Source organism: Pseudomonas sp. IPO3778, from assembly GCF_013386825.1.
GTDB lineage: Bacteria > Pseudomonadota > Gammaproteobacteria > Pseudomonadales > Pseudomonadaceae > Aquipseudomonas.
This window is the reverse complement of the sequence record NZ_JACARC010000032.1, coordinates 54,202-73,340: the sequence shown is the minus strand read 5'-3', so window position 1 is coordinate 73,340 and position 19,139 is coordinate 54,202. Positions and strand designations below refer to the sequence as shown.

The following is a 19,139-nucleotide window of genomic DNA, read 5'->3' as shown; positions in this document are numbered from 1 at the left end:
ATGAGCTATGTGATCGACCGACGTCTCAATGGCAAGAACAAGAGCACGGTAAACCGCCAGCGTTTCCTGCGGCGTTACCGTGACCACATCAAAAAGGCCGTCGAAGAGGCCGTCAGCCGCCGCTCCATCACTGACATGGAGCATGGCGAACAGATCAGCATTCCCGGGCGTGACATCGATGAGCCGGTGCTGCACCACGGCCGGGGCGGCAAACAGACGGTCGTGCATCCCGGCAACAAGGAATTCACCAGCGGCGAACATATCCAGCGCCCCCAAGGCGGTGCCGGCGGCAAAGGCCCGGGCAAGGCCGGCAACTCCGGCGAAGGCATGGATGAATTCGTGTTCCAGATCACCCAGGAAGAGTTCCTGGAGTTCATGTTTGAAGACCTGGAACTGCCCAATCTGGTCAAACGCAACCTGACCGGCACCGACACCTTCAAAACCGTACGCGCCGGCATCAGCAACGAAGGCAATCCGTCACGGATCAACATCATCCGCACCCTGCGCTCGGCCCATGCGCGACGTATTGCGTTGTCTGGGAGCAGCCGGGCAAAACTGCGGGACGCCAAGGCTGAGTTGGAACGCCTGAAACGCGAAGAGCCGGACAACTTCGGCGATATCCAGGAAATCGAGGCCGAAATTGCCAAACTCAGCGCGCGAATTCACCGCGTACCGTTTCTTGACACTTTTGACCTGAAGTACAACCTGCTGGTCAAGCAACCCAACCCCAGCTCCAAGGCGGTGATGTTCTGCCTGATGGACGTGTCCGGCTCCATGACCCAGGCGACCAAGGACATCGCCAAGCGCTTCTTCATCCTGCTGTACCTGTTCCTCAAGCGTAACTACGACAAGATCGATGTGGTGTTCATCCGCCATCACACCAGCGCCCGGGAAGTCGATGAGGAGGAGTTCTTCTACTCGCGGGAAACCGGCGGCACCATCGTTTCCAGCGCCTTGAAGCTGATGCAGGAAATCATGGCCGAACGCTATCCGGCCAATGAATGGAACATCTACGCCGCCCAGGCCTCCGACGGCGACAACTGGAACGACGACTCGCCGATCTGCCGCGACATCCTGATCAACCAGATCATGCCGTTCGTGCAGTACTACACCTACGTCGAAATCACCCCGCGCGAACATCAGGCGTTGTGGTTCGAATACGAGCGCATCAGCGAAGCCTTCGCTGACACCTTCGCCCAGCAACAATTGGTCTCGGCCGGCGATATCTATCCGGTCTTCCGTGAACTCTTCCAGCGCAGGTTAGTGACATGACCGCCAAAGAGCATAAGCGCCAACCCATATCCACGGGGTCCGAATGGACCTTCGAACTGATCCAGGCCTATGACCGGGAAATCAGCCGCATCGCGGCGGGTTATGCCCTGGACACCTACCCCAACCAGATCGAAGTGATCACCGCCGAACAGATGATGGACGCCTATGCGTCCGTGGGCATGCCCTTGGGCTATCACCACTGGTCCTACGGCAAACACTTCCTCAGCACTGAAAAGTCCTACACCCGCGGCCAGATGGGCCTGGCCTACGAAATCGTGATCAACTCCGACCCGTGCATTGCCTACCTGATGGAAGAAAACACCATCTGTATGCAGGCGTTGGTGGTGGCCCATGCGTGCTATGGGCATAACAGCTTTTTCAAGGGTAACTACCTGTTCCGCACCTGGACCGATGCCAGCTCGATCATCGATTACCTGGTGTTCGCCAAGCAGTACATCATGCAGTGCGAGGAGCGCCACGGCATCGACGCAGTGGAGGACTTGCTGGACTCCTGCCATGCGTTGATGAACTACGGTGTCGACCGCTACAAACGCCCTTATCCGATTTCTGCCGAAGAAGAACGCCTGCGCCAGAAGGACCGTGAAGAGCATCTGCAAAAGCAGATCAACGATTTGTGGCGCACCATTCCCAAACGCGCCGGCAAGAACAGCGACAAGGACAATGCGCGCTTCCCCGCCGAACCTCAGGAAAACATCCTGTACTTCCTCGAAAAACACGCACCGTTGCTGGAACCCTGGCAGCGGGAAATCGTGCGAATCGTGCGCAAGATCGCCCAGTACTTCTACCCGCAACGCCAGACCCAGGTGATGAACGAGGGCTGGGCCACGTTCTGGCATTACACCCTGATGAACGACCTGTACGACGAAGGCCTGGTGACCGACGGCTTCATGATGGAGTTCCTGACGTCCCACACCAGCGTGGTGTTCCAGCCGGGATTCGACAGCCCCTACTACAGCGGTATCAACCCGTATGCCCTGGGTTTTGCCATGTACCGGGATATCCGACGCATGTGCGAACACCCCACCGAAGAAGACCGCCGCTGGTTCCCGGACATTGCCGGGAGCGATTGGCTGTCGACCATCAAGTTCGCCATGAGCAGCTTCAAGGATGAGAGTTTCATCCTGCAGTACCTGTCACCCCAGGTGATTCGTGACCTCAAGCTGTTCAGCATCATGGATGACGACCTCAAGGACGACCTGCTGGTACCGGCGATCCATGACGAGCCGGGCTATCGCACCATCCGCGAAACCCTGGCGGCGCAGTACAACCTGGGCAACCGCGAACCCAACGTGCAGATCTACAGCATCGACGTACGCGGCGATCGCTCGCTGACCCTGCGCCACCAGCAGCACGACCGCAAACCGCTGGGCGAGTCCACTGAGGAGGTCCTCAAGCACCTGCACCGGCTGTGGGGGTTCGATATCCACTTGGAGACGCTGCAAGGCGATCAAGTGATGAAAACCCACCATGTTCCGCCCCGCAACGAACACAGCGATAACGATTACGGTCGCCTGGACCTGGCCGTCGTGCATCTGTGAAACGGCAAAGCCTCCACTGGCGGGCCACAGGCGTTATCCTGTGCCGCTAATGGAGGCTTTTTCATGCAAATCTACAAAGTCGGCGGTGCGGTACGTGATCGCCTGCTGGGCATCCCCGTTACCGATGTCGACCGTGTCGTAGTCGGCGCTACCACTGAAGAAATGCTCGCCTTGGGCTACAAGCCCGTGGGCGCTGACTTCCCCGTATTCCTAGACCCGAAAAACGGCGATGAGTACGCCCTCGCCCGTACGGAGCGCAAGAGCGGCCGGGGTTATGGCGGGTTTCTGTTTCACGCCAGCCCCGAAGTCACCCTGGAAGAAGACCTGATCCGCCGCGACCTGACCATCAACGCCATGGCCGAGGATGACGACGGTAACCTCACCGATCCGTATCACGGCCAGGAAGATCTGAAAGCACGCATTCTCCGCCACGTTTCTCCCGCATTTGCCGAAGATCCGCTCCGGGTCCTGCGCGTTGCACGCTTTGCTGCGCGTTACGCCAGCCTCGGCTTTGCCGTTGCGCCAGAAACTCTGGAGCTGATGCGCGAACTCAGCGACTCTGGCGAACTGGAAGCCCTCACGCCCGAGCGCAGCTGGAAGGAGATTTCCCGCGCACTGATGGAAAATCAGCCGCAGGTGTTTATCCAGGTACTGCGCGACTGCGGCGCCCTGAAAACCTTGATGCCGGAAATCGACGCGCTGTTTGGCGTGCCGCAACCCGAAGCCCATCACCCCGAGATTGATACCGGCGTGCATACGCTGAGCGTGCTGGAACAGACCGCCCTCCATGCCCAACCGCTGACCGTGCGCTGGGCCTGCCTGCTGCACGACCTGGGCAAGGGCCTTACACCTGTGGATAAGTTGCCGCAGCACATAGCCCATGAGCAGCGCGGCCTGAAGCTGATCAAGGCCGTCAACGAGCGTTTCAAGGTGCCAAGGGATTGCCAGGAACTGGCGCTGCTGGTGGGCGAATATCACACCCATGGCCATCGCGCGCTGGAGCTGAGGCCCTCGAGGTTGCTGGAGCTGCTGCAAAGCTTTGACGTTTACCGTCGCCCACAGCGTTTTGAAGAGTTTGTGGTGGCGTGCGAAATGGACGCCCGCGGCCGCAAGGGCCTTGAGCAGCGAACTTATCCACAGGCAGATTATTTACGCGGCGCAGCACTGGCGGCCAGAGGTGTGGCCGTCGCGCCGCTATTGGAACAAGGCTTCAAAGGCCCCGAGCTGGGTGACGCGCTCAAACGCGAACGGCTCAAGGCGTTGAAAGCCTACAAGAGCGCATCTGGCGTTAACGACTGATCACGCCACACGAATGCGACCGGCGCCAATACCTGATCGATCTGTGCATCCTGCCAGAGCGCGGCAAATGACTTGCCCGCTTCAGGATGCACGCGCTCCGGCGCCATCAACGACAGCGGCCACAGCACAAACGCGTTCTTCAGGATTTCGGCCCGGGGCAGGATCAGGCCGTCGAAGTTACCCACCAATTCGCCATACAGCAGCACGTCGATGTCCAGCGGCAAGCCCTTGCGATCCGGGGCGTAACGGCCATTGTCGGCCTCGATGAACTTCAGTCGGCGGTCCAGCTCCATCAACGGCAAGTCGGTATAAGCCGACACCACCAGATTGAAGAAGGGTCCGCTCTTGATGCCCACCGGCTGGCTTTCGAACACCGGCGAGCAGCGCACATCCGTCAGGAAACCCGCCAGCGCATCGAGGCCTGCACACAGATGGGCCTGGCGCTCGATATTGCTGCCAAGGCCAAGGTAAACCTGAGTTAGCGACATCCGCGCTCGATCTCCACGCCCACACCCTTGGCAGCCGGAACGGCGCCAGGCTTGGTCAGTTTGAGGTGCAGCCAGGGGATCTGGAATTCGCTCATCAACACTTCGGCCAGGCGCTCGGCGAAGGTTTCCACCAGTTGAAACTGCGCCTGCTCGGCGAAGGCCTGGATACGTGCGGACACACTGGCGTAATCCAGCGCCAGGGTCAGGTCGTCGCCGGCAGCGGCCGGGCGGTTATCCCAGGCGAAGCTCAGGTCCAGACGCAGGCATTGCCGGATACCGCGCTCCCAGTCGTAGGCCCCGATTACGGTGTCGACTTCCAGGCCTTCGATAAACACTCTGTCCAAGCACTCTTCTCCGCTGCACGACAAGGGCGCAATGCCCCGTTAGAATCAGGGCGTCCTCGCCCGGAATAGTTAGCATGTTTTGGTTACTGGCGACTCTCGCCTACCTGCTCGGCTCGCTGTCCTTTGCCATTTTGCTCAGCCGCCTGACGGGAAATCCCGACCCGCGAATGAGTGGGTCAGGCAATGCCGGCGCCACCAATATGTTGCGCCTGGCCGGCAAGAAACTCGCCGTATTGACGCTGTTCGGCGACGTCTGCAAGGGCCTGTTGCCGGTGCTGATCGCCGACCTGGCCGGGCTTTCGCTGCAACAGCAAGCCTGGATTGGCGTCTGCGCCGTACTCGGCCACCTGTTCCCGCTGTACTTCCGCTTTCGCGGCGGCAAAGGCGTTGCGACGGCCGCCGGCATGCTGCTGGGGATCTACCCACCGGCGGCGCTGCTGGCCATCCTGGCCTGGCTGCTGACGTTCTACCTCACCCGTACCAGCTCGCTGGCCGCACTGATCGCCACGCCCCTGACCCTGCCATTGCTGGCCTGGCAGGAGCCGGCGGCGCTGGTGCCGATGAGCGTGCTGACGCTGCTGATCGTCTGGCGCCACCGGGGCAATTTACGCGACCTGTTTGCCGGGCGCGAACGGCATTTTTAAATACGTCCGATGAGCCCGTCTCACGTTCGCCGGTTACAGCGGCGGCAACTGTTCCATCGGCCAGCGCGCCTGCACACTGATCGCCAGGCTCTCATGCTGCCCTGCCTGCAAACGCTGGCAGCCGGCATAGGCGATCATCGCGCCGTTATCGGTGCAGAATTCCGGACGGGCATAAAACACCTCGCCCTTCATGTCGCCGAGCATCTTCTCCAGGGAGCTGCGCAACGCCTTGTTGGCGCTGACGCCGCCGGCGATCACCAGGCGCTTCATACCCGCCTGCTTCAAGGCCCGCTTGCACTTGATGGTCAAAGTCTCCACCACGGCCTGCTGGAACGCCAGCGAGATGTCGCAACGGGCTTGCTCACTGTCGTCTCCGGCGCTGACGCTCTGCTGCCAGGTATTCAGCGCAGAGGTTTTCAGGCCACTGAAGCTGAACATCAGGCCAGGGCGATCGCACATCGGACGCGGAAAGGTGTAGCGCCCCGCCACGCCCTTTTCCGCCAGCCGCGCGATTTCCGGACCGCCAGGATAATTGAGGCCCATCATCTTCGCAGTCTTGTCGAACGCTTCACCGGCCGCGTCGTCCAGGCTTTCACCCAGGAGTGTGTATTCGCCGATTCCGTCCACCTGAACCAGCTGCGTATGGCCCCCTGAAACCAACAAAGCGACGAACGGGAACTGCGGTGGGTTTTCTTCCAGCATCGGTGCCAGTAAATGGCCTTCCATGTGGTGCACACCGAGGGCCGGAATGCCCCAGGCAAATGCCAGCGCCTGGGCGCAGGACGCCCCAACCAGCAGGGCCCCGACCAATCCGGGGCCTGCGGTGTAGGCAATGGCATCGATCTCGGTCGGCACGCAGCCGGCCTCGTCCAACACCTGGCGAATCAACGGCAGCATGCGCTTCACATGGTCACGGCTGGCCAGCTCCGGCACCACGCCGCCATAGGCGCGATGCAGGTCGATCTGACTGAACAGTGCGTCGGCCAAAAGCCCGCGTTCACTGTCGTAAAGTGCGACACCGGTTTCGTCGCACGAGGTTTCTAATCCCAGAACTAGCATGGGTTTGCGCCTTGCAGAGGCTGAATTCGAAGGCGCGCATAATAGTCGTCGCTCCCCCTCCCGACTAGCGGTTTTCGATCAGAGGCTTTGCATTCCGGGCAATGAGGGGTTAACATCCGCAACCCTTAAAAACCGACGACCTCAGCCGCGAATTTTTTGCGACGAGAACGTTGATTCCCGGTAATGAAAGAAGGTAGCTCTGGATGCCAGCCGTCAAAGTAAAAGAGAACGAACCCTTCGACGTAGCTCTGCGTCGTTTCAAGCGCTCCTGCGAAAAAGCCGGTGTTCTGGCTGAAGTTCGTAGCCGCGAATTTTATGAGAAGCCAACTTCTGAGCGTAAGCGTAAAGCAGCAGCCGCTGTTAAGCGTCACGCCAAGAAAGTTCAGCGCGAGCAGCGCCGCGCCGTTCGTCTGTACTAATACACAGACGTTCGTAGCAAGCTTCTGCCAAGCCCGGCCCTCAGCCGGGCTGTTGGCATTTGCGGATATCGCTTGATGCTTCACCGTTGACGCCGCACACGCGACTGAAACGAACTGCTTCACACGTCAGGACTGGCTCTTTTGCCAGCGGTGCACGTCTCTTCTGACGAGCCTAACAAGGCTACTGACGAGCACACTTATTTTTTAACAGGCGATCAACAGGTCGGCTGCGCCCAACGATGAGCTTCCGAGGCCCCCACATGGCCAAGACCGGACTCCCGGGCAACATTTCTACGCCGGGCACTGATCGGAACTAACGTCAGTGAATGTTCGGCAGATACACTTCCTGACAGACCAAGCAGACGACAGTTGATCGAGCCGCACGATACGCGCGCCTTGAGCACTTTGCGGGCCCTCTTTTACACGCAGTGATGACGAGAACGCCATGGCCGGGCTAATTCCCCAGAGCTTTATTGACGACCTTCTGAACCGCACCGACATCGTCGATGTTGTCAGCTCGCGCCTGCAAATGAAAAAGGCCGGCAAGAACTACACTGCCTGCTGCCCGTTCCACAAAGAAAAGACGCCGTCGTTCAGCGTCAGCCCCGACAAGCAGTTCTACTACTGCTTCGGCTGCGGCGCCGGCGGCAACGCCCTCGGCTTCATCATGGACCACGACAACCTGGACTTCCCCCAGGCCGTCGAGGAACTGGCGAAAGCCGCCGGCATGGAAATCCCCCGCGAAGAAAGTGGCCGCCCGCACAAACCGCGACAACCCACCGACTCGCCGCTGTACCCGCTGCTCACCGCCGCCGCCGACTTTTACCGCCAGGCGCTGAAAAGCCACCCGCAGCGCAAAGCCGCCGTCGATTACCTGAAGGGCCGCGGCCTGACCGGTGAAATCGCCCGCGACTTCGGCCTCGGCTTCGCCCCTCCCGGCTGGGACAACCTGTACAAGCACCTGAGCAGCGACACCCTGCAGCAAAAAGCCATGATCGACGCCGGCCTGTTGGTGGAAAACGCCGAGACCGGCAAGCGTTATGACCGTTTCCGCGACCGGGTGATGTTCCCGATCCGTGACAGTCGCGGCCGTATCATCGCGTTCGGCGGCCGGGTGCTGGGGGACGACAAGCCCAAATACCTGAACTCACCGGAAACCCCGGTGTTTCACAAAGGCCAGGAACTCTACGGCCTGTTTGAAGCGCGCAAGAACAACCGCAATCTCGATGAAATCATCGTGGTTGAAGGCTATATGGACGTGATTGCCCTGGCCCAGCAAGGTTTGCGCAATGCCGTGGCCACCCTTGGCACCGCGACCAGCGAAGAGCACTTGAAGCGCCTGTTTCGCGTGGTGCCCAACGTATTGTTCTGCTTCGACGGCGACCAGGCCGGCCGCAATGCGGCATGGCGCGCCCTTGAGTCGACACTGTCGAGCCTGCAGGACGGGCGGCGCGCGCGCTTCCTGTTCCTGCCCGAAGGCGAAGACCCGGACACCCTGGTCCGCTCCGAAGGCACCGACGCGTTCCGCGCGCGCATCAACCAACATGCACAACCGCTGGCCGATTACTTTTTCCAGCAACTGACTGAAGAGTCCGACCCGCGCTCCCTCGAAGGCAAGGCCCACATGGTCACCCTCGCGGCACCGTTGATCGACAAGGTTCCAGGCGCCAACCTGCGGACCCTGATGCGTCAGCGCCTGTTGGAAATTACCGGATTGAGTGGCGAGGCCATCAGCCAGCTGGCGCGCAGCGCGCCGCAAGAGGCGCCGCCGGCCTACGACCCGGGCATGGATTACGACGCCATGCCGGACTATTCCGACTTCCACCAACCGCAGGAGGCCTACACGCCCCAGCAAGAGTGGACACCGAAGAAACCCGGCGCCGGCGGCAAGAAATGGGACAAGAAACCCTGGGATAAAAACGGCAAACGTGGCGGTGACCGTGACGAACCGCGCGGCCCACGCGTCCCAGCAGCAGTAGAGCCGCCCACCATGGCAGCCCTGCGTACGCTTTTGCACCACCCGCAACTGGCACAAAAAGTCGAAGACGCGGGGCACTTTGCGGCCGAAGACCACACCAATACGCAACTGTTGGTGGCGCTGCTCGAAGCCGTACAGAAGAATCCTAAGCTAAACTCATTCCAGCTGATTGCACGCTGGCACGGCACCGAACAGGGCCGCTTGCTGAAGGCATTGGCAGAAAAGGAATGGCTGATTGATGGCGACAACCTTGAACAACAGTTTTTCGACACCATTACTAGCCTGGTAGCTCGTCAACGCGAGCGAAACCTGGAACAACTTCTTCGAAAAGCGCGTCAGAGTGAATTGACCGCCGAAGAGAAAAATCAACTGCGCGACCTTTTAAGTCGCAATGTTTCCGCATCAAACCCGACCTCAGCTGGCGTGTGAGGTCATAGCTCGGGTATAATCCTCGGCTTGTTTTTTGCCCGCCAAGACCTTCAGTGGATAGGGTGTTATGTCCGGAAAAGCGCAACAGCAGTCTCGTATCAAAGAGTTGATCACCCTTGGTCGTGAGCAGAAGTATCTGACTTACGCAGAGGTCAACGACCACCTGCCTGAGGATATTTCAGATCCAGAGCAGGTGGAAGACATCATCCGCATGATTAATGACATGGGGATCCCCGTACACGAGAGTGCTCCGGATGCGGACGCCCTTATGTTGGCCGACGCCGATACCGACGAGGCAGCCGCTGAAGAAGCAGCCGCCGCGTTGGCAGCGGTCGAGACCGACATCGGTCGCACGACTGACCCTGTGCGCATGTATATGCGCGAAATGGGTACGGTAGAGCTGCTGACACGTGAAGGCGAAATCGAAATCGCCAAGCGTATCGAAGAGGGCATCCGTGAAGTGATGGGCGCAATCGCGCACTTCCCAGGCACGGTTGACCACATTCTCTCCGAGTACACTCGCGTCACCACCGAAGGTGGTCGCCTGTCCGACGTCCTGAGCGGTTATATCGACCCGGACGACGGCATTGCGCCACCGGCGGCTGAAGTTCCTCCACCGATCGACGCCAAGGCTGCGAAAGCAGACGACGACACCGACGATGAAGAAGCTGAAGCCAGCACCGATGACGAAGAAGAAGTCGAAAGCGGCCCGGATCCGATCATCGCAGCCCAGCGTTTTGGCGCGGTCTCCGATCAGATGGAACTGGCTCGCAAGGCCCTGAAGAAGCACGGTCGCGGCAGCAAGCAGGCAACTGCTGAGTTGCTGGCACTGGCTGAACTCTTCATGCCGATCAAACTGGTACCGAAGCAATTCGAAGGCCTGGTTGAGCGGGTTCGTAGCGCCCTTGAGCGTCTGCGTGCACAAGAGCGCGCGATCATGCAGCTCTGTGTCCGTGATGCGCGCATGCCGCGTGCCGACTTCCTGCGCCAGTTCCCGGGCAACGAAGTCGACGAAAGCTGGACCGACGCACTGGCCAAAGGCAAAAGCAAATACGCTGAAGCCATTGGTCGCTTCCAGGCCGACATCGTTCGCTGCCAGCAGAAGCTGACCGCATTGCAGACCGAAACCGGTCTGACGATTGCCGAGATCAAGGACATCAACCGTCGCATGTCGATCGGTGAGGCCAAGGCCCGCCGCGCGAAGAAAGAGATGGTTGAAGCGAACTTGCGTCTGGTGATCTCCATCGCCAAGAAGTACACCAACCGTGGCCTGCAATTCCTCGATCTGATCCAGGAAGGCAACATCGGCTTGATGAAAGCGGTGGACAAGTTCGAATACCGTCGCGGCTACAAATTCTCGACTTATGCCACCTGGTGGATCCGTCAGGCGATCACTCGCTCGATCGCCGACCAGGCCCGCACCATCCGTATTCCGGTGCACATGATCGAGACGATCAACAAGCTCAACCGTATTTCCCGGCAGATGTTGCAGGAAATGGGTCGCGAACCGACCCCGGAAGAGCTGGGCGAACGCATGGAAATGCCTGAGGATAAAATCCGCAAGGTATTGAAGATCGCTAAAGAGCCGATCTCCATGGAAACCCCGATCGGTGATGACGAAGACTCCCACCTGGGTGACTTCATCGAAGACTCGACCATGCAGTCGCCAATCGATGTAGCGACCGTTGAGAGCCTTAAAGAAGCGACTCGCGACGTACTGTCCGGCCTCACTGCCCGTGAAGCCAAGGTACTGCGCATGCGCTTCGGTATCGACATGAATACCGACCACACCCTTGAGGAAGTCGGTAAGCAGTTCGACGTTACCCGTGAGCGGATTCGTCAGATCGAAGCCAAGGCGCTGCGCAAGCTGCGCCACCCGACGAGAAGCGAGCATTTGCGCTCCTTCCTCGACGAGTGATCACAGAAACCCCGGCCCAGGCCGGGGTTTTTGCTTTCTGCAGATTGCTTTCTACCGATTAACTGCCCCGCTGCATCCCCTGCCCTGAAATGCCCGTCTACACTCGAAACATTCCCCGTGCCATAACGAGACCGTTATGCCCAGATTGCCGACTGTGTTACTGCTGTCGCTGCTGACCTGGACCGCAACGGCTGGCGCGTTGACTCTCACCGATGAAGAGCGTGGCTGGCTGGCGGACCATCAAGAGCTGCGCCTGGGCGTCGATGCCTCTTGGCCACCCTTTGAATACCGTGATGAAAATGGCCGCTACCAAGGCCTGGCCGCTGATTACGTGCGGCTGATGCAGGACCGCCTCGGCGTCCGGATCAAGCTGGTCGAGCCGGCGAACTGGAGCGCCGTGCTGGAACAGGCCCGCAGCAATCAGATCGACCTGCTGCCGGGCATCATGTCCACCCCGGAACGCCAGGACTTCCTGTCGTTTACCCGGCCCTATCTCGACTTCCCCATCGTCATCCTCGCCCATGAAGGCGGCCCGCAACCGCGCAGCCTCAAGGACTTGTATGGGCTGAAGGTCGCCGTGGTGGAGAACTACGCCCCTCACGAACTGTTGCGCACTCACCACCCGGACCTCAACCTGGTGGCCATGCCCAATGTCAGCGCCACCCTGCAGGCACTGGCCACCGACAAGGTCGATGCGGTGGTCGGCGACCTGGCATCCAGCGTATGGAGCCTGCGCCAACTCAAGCTGGAAGGCCTGTACATCAGCGGCGAAACACCTTACCGCTATCAATTGGCCATGGGCGTCCCCAAGGACGACAAGATGCTGGTGGGCATCCTCGATAAAGTCCTGGCCGACATCAGCCCGGCAGAGACCGAGGCCATCCAGCAACGCTGGGTCGGCAATGTCGTCGACCATCGCACGCTCTGGACGGATGTGCTGCTCTACGGGCTGCCGGCCGTACTGTTGCTGAGCATCGTGCTGGCCATTGTCATCCGGATCAATCGCCGGCTCAGTTCGGAGATTTCCCGCCGGGTCGCCCTCGAACAGGAACTGCGCAGCAGCGAATACCACTATCGCGGCCTGGTGGAGAGCCTTTCGGCGATTGCCTGGGAGGCCAGCATCAGCGACTTCACCTACAGCTACGTGTCACCCCACGCAGAGGAGCTGTTGGGCTACCCACGCGCCCACTGGCTGATTCCGGGGTTCTGGCGCAACATCATTCACCCGGCCGACCTGACCCGCACAGAAGCCTATTGCTACGCCGAAACCCGCGCCGCCCGCGACCACAGCATCGACTACCGGGTCATTACCGCCGACGGTCGCTGCCTGTGGGTTCGGGACATCGTCAGCCTGATCGAACACGGCCACGAGCCGGTGCTGCGCGGCCTGATGATCGACATCAGCGAAGCCAAGCGTACCGAGGAGGCGTTGCAGCTTTCGGAACAGAAGTTCGCCTCGGTGTTCCAGCAATGCCCCGACATCCTGGTCATCGCCCGGCTGTCCGACGGTTGCTTGATGGAGGTCAATAAGGCATTCGAGGACCAGATCGGCCTGAGCGCCGAAGAAGTTGTGGGAAAAACCGCCACCGAACTGAACATATGGGGCATTCAGGGCGTAGGCCCCGGCCTGCTGCAACGGGTACAGACCACCAGTATCCGCAACCTGGAAATGCCCTTCCTGCGCAGCAACGGCCAAGTCTTCACCGGGCTGATTTCAGCCGAACCGTTTCAACTCGAGACCACGGAAGCACTGGTGGTAGCGGTACGGGACATCTCCGAGCTGAAAGAAACCCAGCAGCGCCTGCAAACCTCCGAAGAGAAATTCGCCAAGGCCTTCCACGCCTCTCCCGATGGGCTGCTGCTGACCCGCCAAAGCGATGGCTTACTGATTGAGGTCAACGAAGGATTCAGCCACATAACCGGCTTCACCAGCGTGATGTCACTGGACCAGTCAACCCTGGACCTCGGAATCTGGGTCGACCTGAACGAACGCAAGGACATGCTGGAGCGGTTGCAGCGGGACGGATTTGTCCGCGACTTTGTCTGCCATATTCGGCGCAACGATGGCCAGATTCGCCTCTGTGAAGTCTCCAGCCGCCCGCTGCCCATCGGCGACGAAGACTGCATGCTGACCATCGCCCGGGACATCACCGAACGCCAACTGATGCAGGAAAAACTGCAACAGGCCGCCACCGTGTTCGAGAGCACCGCCGAAGGCGTACTGATCACCGACATCCGCCAAAACATCAGCGCCGTGAACCGTGCCTTCAGCGAGATCACTGGCTACAGCGAAGCCGAAGCCCTCGGCCACACCCCGCGCCTGCTCGCCTCTGGCCTTCACGACAGCGCCTTCTACGCGGCGATGTGGCACCAACTGACGGCCAACGGCCACTGGCAGGGCGAGATCTCCAACCGGCGCAAGAGCGGCGAGCTGTACCCCAGTTGGCTGACCATCAGCGCGGTGCGTAACCGCGAGCAGTCGATCACCCACTTTGTCGCCGTGTTTGCCGACATTTCCAGCCTCAAGCACGCCCAGGCGCGGCTCGATTACCAGGCCCACCACGACCCGCTGACCGGCCTGCCCAACCGCACTCTGTTTGAAAGCCGCCTGCAGGCCGCACTGATCAACCAGCAGGAAACCGGCAGCCAGGGCGCGGTGCTGTTCCTCGACCTCGACCGCTTCAAACACATCAACGACAGCCTCGGCCACCCGATTGGCGACCTGCTGCTCAAGGACATCGCCGTACGCCTCAAGGACCAACTGCGGGACGTCGACACCGTCGCGCGGCTGGGCGGCGACGAATTCATCATCCTGCTGCCCGGCCTGCAACAAGCCAGCGACGCCGAACACCTGGCCAATAAACTGCTGGCCTGCTTCACCCCGCCGTTCCAGGCGGGCGAGCATGAGTTCTTTATCAGCGCCAGCATCGGCACCAGCCTGTATCCACGGGACGGCGTCGACGTCGCCACCCTGGTGAAAAACGCCGACGCCGCCATGTACCGCTCCAAGGCCAAAGGCCGCAACCGCGTCGAAAGCTACACCCAGGACCTCACCGCCCAGGCCAACGAGCGGGTAGCGCTGGAACACGAACTGCGCCGGGCCATCGAACGCGACGAGTTGTTTCTTTACTACCAGCCGAAGCTGAGCCTCGACACCCAACAACTGATCGGCGCCGAAGCCCTGATTCGCTGGCGGCACCCCACCTTCGGCGAAGTGCCGCCCGAGCACTTCATTGCCCTGGCCGAAGAGAACGGCATGATCCTGCAGATTGGCGACTGGGTACTCGAACAGGCCTGCCGCCAAATGCACGACTGGAGAGAGGCCTTCGAAGACTTTGGTCCACTGTCCGTCAACCTCGCCGGCGCGCAACTGCGCCACCCCAACCTGCTGGCACGCATCGAGCAACTGCTGCGGGACAACCACCTCGAACCCGGCTGCCTGCAACTGGAGATCACCGAAAACTTCATCATGAGCCAGGCCGAAGAAGCGCTGGAGGTGCTGCACCAACTCAAGCGCCTCGGCGTGCAACTGGCCATCGACGACTTCGGCACCGGCTACTCGTCCCTCAGCTACCTGAAACGCCTGCCGCTGGACTTCCTGAAGATCGACCAATCGTTCGTGCGCGGCCTGCCCGATGACCCCCATGATGCGGCGATCGTGCGCGCCATCATCGCCCTGGGCCACAGCATGCAATTCACCATCATTGCCGAAGGGGTGGAAACGCCTGCCCAGCAAGCGTTCCTGGCGGCTGAAGGGTGCGAACAGATGCAAGGCTACATCGTCAGCCTGCCCCTGCCGCCGGAGCAATTCGCGGCTACGTTCCTTCGTATGAGTGTTTCGGACTTTTCGGATGGCACAGTGCAGAAACCATCGCTATAATCCGCGGCCTACTGAGGGCCTATAGCTCAGTTGGTTAGAGCAGGGGACTCATAATCCCTTGGTCGTAGGTTCGAGTCCTACTGGGCCCACCATCTTGAAAGCCGCGCACTGCGCGGCTTTTGTCGTTTTTGGCGCCTGAGTCGTGCAGCAATGAAACATTAGTCAGTTGTCCCGACCTGCTACGGCAAAGACCATGATTCCCAGTCAATGCCAATCCTGCACGACGGAAACTTGTTCCATGCATCCGAAGAAACGTTCGCCGCAAAACGCTATCCTCAGCCTGGGCCTGCGTGCCGCACGCTGGTGTTCGTGACGCGAGGCGGTGAGAAGTTCACGCTGCATCCGGGTGAAGTACTGATTGCCGAAGACAATACCGGCACAGGCCATCGCTGGAATCCGGTGGATGATCAACCGTGGCGACGCGGGTACGTGGTGTTGAAGCCTGGCGCACCGGATTCGTTTATCCCGAACGATCCTGCTGCTGCGAAGGAGTGCAAGGCGTCTTGCTCTCGCCGGGCAAAACGCCTTGAATAGAAGAAAGGCTTACGCTTTGCGGCGTAAGCCTTTTTTGTACTGTGGATTTTTTGCTTTCTCCGCCCGAAATCAAACGGAAAGTTCACGCAACGCGGCCGTCGCGAGAAACCCTGAGCGTGAGGCATAGCGATGGTCCTTCTGTACTCGCTCATCGATGCGATTCAACAGCTGCTCCGGCAAGGAAGCGTTGAACCTAACTGACTTGCCCAGGTAAGGAGTGAGATCAAAATCAATCACCGCCCACACGCCGCCCGCGAAGTCCGGATTCTCCAAGTGAAAGTCGACTTCCCTTGCCTGGGGAAGACGCTCCTCATCAGCAACCAACCCTTCCAAGTGCAGCGCCAACGCTTCACGGACATTATCCAGAGCCTCGGAAAAGGTGGCACCTGCCGAGAAACAGCCCGGAATATCGGGCACTGTCAGACTGCAATCTGACTCAGCGTCTTTATGCATCACCACGGGGAACTTCATTTTCCATCCTCTGAATGAGCCACCTGGGCTCACTCAACAGATTAGCGACGTGTTCCCCCATAGTGCCTTTCAGCCCACCAGCGCATCAACAATGACTTGCGCCGTCGCTAGCAACGACGCATCCCCTCTAAACGCCCCAATCACCTGCAGCCCCACCGGCAACTCCCCTTCCCCACGCGCCACCGGCACATTCACCTGCGGCAAGCCAAACGCGCCCCAGAACTTGATGAAGTCCGACGGGCCCGTAGTCTCCAACCCCACCGGCGCCAGCATCCCGCAGGAAACACTCAACATAGCATCAAACGGCTGGCAGATCTGCGCGAGCTGCGGGGCGAGTTGTGCGAGGCGCGCCTTCGCAGCCGACTCCTGCTCCCAGCTCGTAGCCTTCGCACGCTCAATCATGGCCAACGTCGAATCACTGAGTAACTCAGGATGAGACTGAAACTCCTTGGCCAAGGAGCGGGCACCTTCGCAATCGTTGATCAACTGGTGATCCTCGAATACTCCGTCGAACGCGTCGGGCAGCACGACTTCGCTGACAAGAGGCCCCAGCCGGGTGATCGCCTGTTCAATCGCCTGAGCCACCACCGGCTGCACATCCGGCCAGCGAGAGGTACGGCAGAAGCCAAGCCGCAAAGGCTTGCGCGCTGCCTCTACAGCCGGAAACCCCGGAATCAACACCCGCGCCACCCGCTCAAGGTCACGCACCGAACGCCCATACCAACCCACCGTGTCAAAGCTCGGTGCCAGCGGTTTCACGCCTTCCAGCGAGACGAGTCCAAACGACGGTTTGAAGGCATATAACCCGCAATACGCCGCCGGTTTGAGCAACGATCCCGCCGTCTGGGTACCCAGCGCCAACGGGAAAAACCCGGCCGCCATCCCCGCCGCGGAACCCGCACTGGAGCTACCCGGCGTGCGGGACAGATCAAGCGGATTACGCGTCGGCCCCGTGTTCATGTAGGCAAATTCGGTGGTGTGGGTCTTGCCCATGATGATCGCACCGGCCTGGCGCAATAGCGTCACCACGTGAGCATCCCGCGATGGGCGATTGCCCTGGTAAATCGGTGAATAGAACTCCGTTGGGTGGTCGGCGGTATCAAAGATGTCCTTGATCCCCACGGGCACGCCCGCCAGCAGGCCAGCGTTACCTTCGAGCTGACTTGCCTGCTTACGGACCGCTTCAGGATCGAAGGACACAAATGCCTGAATCTCTGATTCGTCGGTTCCTATCCGCGCAAGAAAGTGCTCAGCCACCAACGCAGGCGTGGTAGCGACAACGCCTACCGCCTCGGCGATGCCCGTCGCGTCGAGGTGATTCATTGAAACGCCCTCACTTGGCAAACAACTGCCCAATGTCCTTGAACGCCTTGAACTCCAGCGCGTTGCCGCACGGATCAAACAGAAACAACGTCGCCTGCTCACCCACCTGGCCCTTGAAGCGAATATGCGGCTCCAGCACAAACCGGGTGTTGCGCGCCTGCAAACGCTCAGCCAACGCATGCCAATCGTCCCAACTCAGCACCACGCCAAAATGCGGCACGGGCACATTGTGGCCGTCCACCGCATTGGTGTGCGCCGCTTCTTGAGACGCGGTTTTCGGATGTTCATGAATAACCAGTTGATGCCCAAAGAAGTCGAAGTCGACCCAGTGATCACTGGCCCGCCCCTCCTCCAATCCAAACACCTCACCATAAAACTGACGCGCCGCCGCCAGGTCGAATACCGGAATTGCCAAGTGAAAAGGAGCCAGTGCCATCAGGTCTAACCTCTGTGGGTATTAAGTCCCTCCGAGTCTAGCCTTGCTCTCATCGATGGAAAGACGATAGTTTTCGTTCCGAGCTCAAATTATTTTGATCAATCGAGACGCCTATGCTGCGGGAACTGAAAACCTTTATCGCCGTCACCCGCCATGGCACGTTCGCGGCGGCAGGCATGCACATCGGGCTGACCCAGTCGGCGGTGAGTGCGCAGATTCGCCAACTGGAACACGTGCTCGGCGTGCAGTTGTTCGACCGCACCGGGCGCCAGGCCACGCTGAATGCGGCGGGGATCCGTGCACTGCCACTGGCCAAGGAGATTCTCGAGACGTTCAACCGCATGGCCGTGCCGGTAGACGCCAACGAATACCGTGGCGAATTGAAGGTCGGCGCCATCACCACCGCCCAGACCGGCCTGCTACCCCAGGCCCTGGTGCGCTTGCGCCAGGCGGCGCCGACGGTAGAGTGCAAGTTGGTGCCGGGGGTTTCCCTGGAGTTGCTCAGCCAGGTGGATGCTGGCGAGCTGGACTCGGCGATTATCATTCGCCCGCCCTTTGACCTGCCCAAGGAGCTGCACGTGCAGGTGCTGCGCAAGGAGCCGTTTGTGCTGATCGTGCCGCACACAATCAAGGGTGATGATCCGCTGCAACTGCTCGCCGCTCATCCCCATGTGCGCTACGACCGTGCTTCGTTTGGCGGGCGGCTGGTCAGTCGCTTTCTGCGGGAACAGCGGCTGGACGTACAGGTGGCGCTGGAACTGGACGAGATCGACGCCCTCGTGAAAATGGTCGAGTGCGGCTTGGGAGTGTCACTGGTTCCACACGCAGGACTGTGGCTGGACCGATCCCCGCAGGTGCGTGTCATCCCGCTGGGCGAGCTGACCTTCCACCGGGAAATTATCCTGCTGGGCCGCTACAGCCAGCGCAACCTTCCGGTACCCCAACTCTTTGCCCGGTGCCTGCTGGCTGACGCGACTTCAGACGGCGGCGAAAATAAATTCTGACGCTGACTTGATGTGGAATTTTATTTCCAATAGTGTCTACTTCAGAATCTTTGTCGCACTAAAACAATAAAAAGGAACCTCC

At 60.1% G+C, this 19,139-nt stretch carries 15 protein-coding genes, 1 tRNA gene and 1 pseudogene; 11 read left to right on the top strand and 6 right to left on the bottom strand.

All coding sequences use genetic code 11. The features are described from left to right. The 3 genes from HX855_RS15740 to HX855_RS15730 all read left to right on the top strand — a co-directional run bounded on the left by HX855_RS15740 (position 1) and on the right by HX855_RS15730 (position 4,130). Positions 1-1,272, top strand: coding sequence for a YeaH/YhbH family protein (locus HX855_RS15740; protein WP_003211000.1), 1,272 nt, complete (start codon positions 1-3; stop codon positions 1,270-1,272). After that, a complete protein-coding gene (locus HX855_RS15735; RefSeq protein WP_177088842.1) occupies positions 1,269-2,831 on the top strand; it encodes a SpoVR family protein in 1,563 nt (520 codons plus the stop codon). The genes HX855_RS15740 and HX855_RS15735 overlap by 4 nt, the downstream gene beginning before the upstream one ends. Positions 2,832-2,894: 63 nt before the next feature. After that, a complete protein-coding gene (locus tag HX855_RS15730) occupies positions 2,895-4,130 on the top strand; it encodes a multifunctional CCA addition/repair protein (protein WP_177088843.1) in 1,236 nt (411 codons plus the stop codon). On the opposite strand, the gene folK is transcribed toward HX855_RS15730, so the two are convergent. Together folK and folB are read right to left on the bottom strand one after the other, a co-directional pair. Next, positions 4,100-4,618 carry a 2-amino-4-hydroxy-6-hydroxymethyldihydropteridine diphosphokinase gene (folK, locus tag HX855_RS15725; RefSeq protein WP_177088844.1) on the bottom strand — a complete coding sequence of 173 codons (519 nt, stop codon included), beginning with the start codon at positions 4,616-4,618 and terminating at the stop codon, positions 4,100-4,102. The two genes, HX855_RS15730 and folK, sit on opposite strands and share 31 nt — an antisense overlap. Further along, positions 4,609-4,962: a dihydroneopterin aldolase gene (gene folB, locus HX855_RS15720; RefSeq protein ID WP_003211007.1), complete on the bottom strand. Its 354-nt coding sequence runs from the start codon at positions 4,960-4,962 to the stop codon at positions 4,609-4,611. The genes folK and folB overlap by 10 nt, the downstream gene beginning before the upstream one ends. Before the next feature lie 74 nt (positions 4,963-5,036). Between folB and plsY the strand changes: the two genes are divergently transcribed. Further along, entirely contained in the window at positions 5,037-5,606 is a 570-nt protein-coding gene (plsY, locus tag HX855_RS15715; RefSeq protein ID WP_088423353.1) for a glycerol-3-phosphate 1-O-acyltransferase PlsY, read from the top strand. A 33-nt stretch (positions 5,607-5,639) separates the two neighbouring features. Here the strand turns inward: plsY and tsaD are convergent, their stop codons facing one another. After that, positions 5,640-6,665, bottom strand: a complete 1,026-nt coding sequence (tsaD, locus tag HX855_RS15710; protein WP_177088845.1) for a tRNA (adenosine(37)-N6)-threonylcarbamoyltransferase complex transferase subunit TsaD — start codon at positions 6,663-6,665, stop codon at positions 5,640-5,642. A gap of 203 nt (positions 6,666-6,868) precedes the next feature. Between tsaD and rpsU the strand changes: the two genes are divergently transcribed. From rpsU to HX855_RS15680, 6 genes and pseudogenes are all read left to right on the top strand, one after another. Then, a complete protein-coding gene (rpsU, locus tag HX855_RS15705) occupies positions 6,869-7,084 on the top strand; it encodes a 30S ribosomal protein S21 (RefSeq protein ID WP_002551877.1) in 216 nt (71 codons plus the stop codon). 445 nt (positions 7,085-7,529) lie between these two features. Then, a complete protein-coding gene (dnaG, locus tag HX855_RS15700) occupies positions 7,530-9,491 on the top strand; it encodes a DNA primase (RefSeq protein ID WP_177088846.1) in 1,962 nt (653 codons plus the stop codon). A 67-nt stretch (positions 9,492-9,558) separates the two neighbouring features. Next, complete coding sequence (gene rpoD / locus HX855_RS15695; protein ID WP_063026748.1) at positions 9,559-11,409, top strand: RNA polymerase sigma factor RpoD; 1,851 nt, start codon at positions 9,559-9,561, stop codon at positions 11,407-11,409. A gap of 136 nt (positions 11,410-11,545) precedes the next feature. Next, entirely contained in the window at positions 11,546-15,289 is a 3,744-nt protein-coding gene (locus tag HX855_RS15690) for a bifunctional diguanylate cyclase/phosphodiesterase (RefSeq protein WP_177088847.1), read from the top strand. A gap of 15 nt (positions 15,290-15,304) precedes the next feature. Then, positions 15,305-15,381, top strand: a tRNA-Ile gene (locus HX855_RS15685). Between the two features lie 205 nt (positions 15,382-15,586). After that, positions 15,587-15,823, top strand: a pseudogene (locus HX855_RS15680) (hypothetical protein); the annotation flags it as partial. Positions 15,824-15,892: 69 nt separating this feature from the next. Here the strand turns inward: HX855_RS15680 and HX855_RS15675 are convergent. From HX855_RS15675 to HX855_RS15665, 3 genes are all read right to left on the bottom strand, one after another. Continuing rightward, positions 15,893-16,294, bottom strand: a complete 402-nt coding sequence (locus HX855_RS15675) for a type II toxin-antitoxin system HicB family antitoxin (protein WP_177088848.1) — start codon at positions 16,292-16,294, stop codon at positions 15,893-15,895. A 69-nt stretch (positions 16,295-16,363) separates the two neighbouring features. Further along, positions 16,364-17,617, bottom strand: a complete 1,254-nt coding sequence (locus tag HX855_RS15670; RefSeq protein WP_177088849.1) for an amidase — start codon at positions 17,615-17,617, stop codon at positions 16,364-16,366. 10 nt (positions 17,618-17,627) lie between these two features. Continuing rightward, positions 17,628-18,053: a VOC family protein gene (locus tag HX855_RS15665; RefSeq protein WP_177088850.1), complete on the bottom strand. Its 426-nt coding sequence runs from the start codon at positions 18,051-18,053 to the stop codon at positions 17,628-17,630. Between the two features lie 113 nt (positions 18,054-18,166). Here HX855_RS15665 and HX855_RS15660 point away from each other — a divergent pair, with 113 nt between their 5' ends. Then, positions 18,167-19,057, top strand: a complete 891-nt coding sequence (locus HX855_RS15660; protein WP_177088851.1) for a LysR family transcriptional regulator — start codon at positions 18,167-18,169, stop codon at positions 19,055-19,057. Positions 19,058-19,139 lie beyond the last annotated feature (82 nt).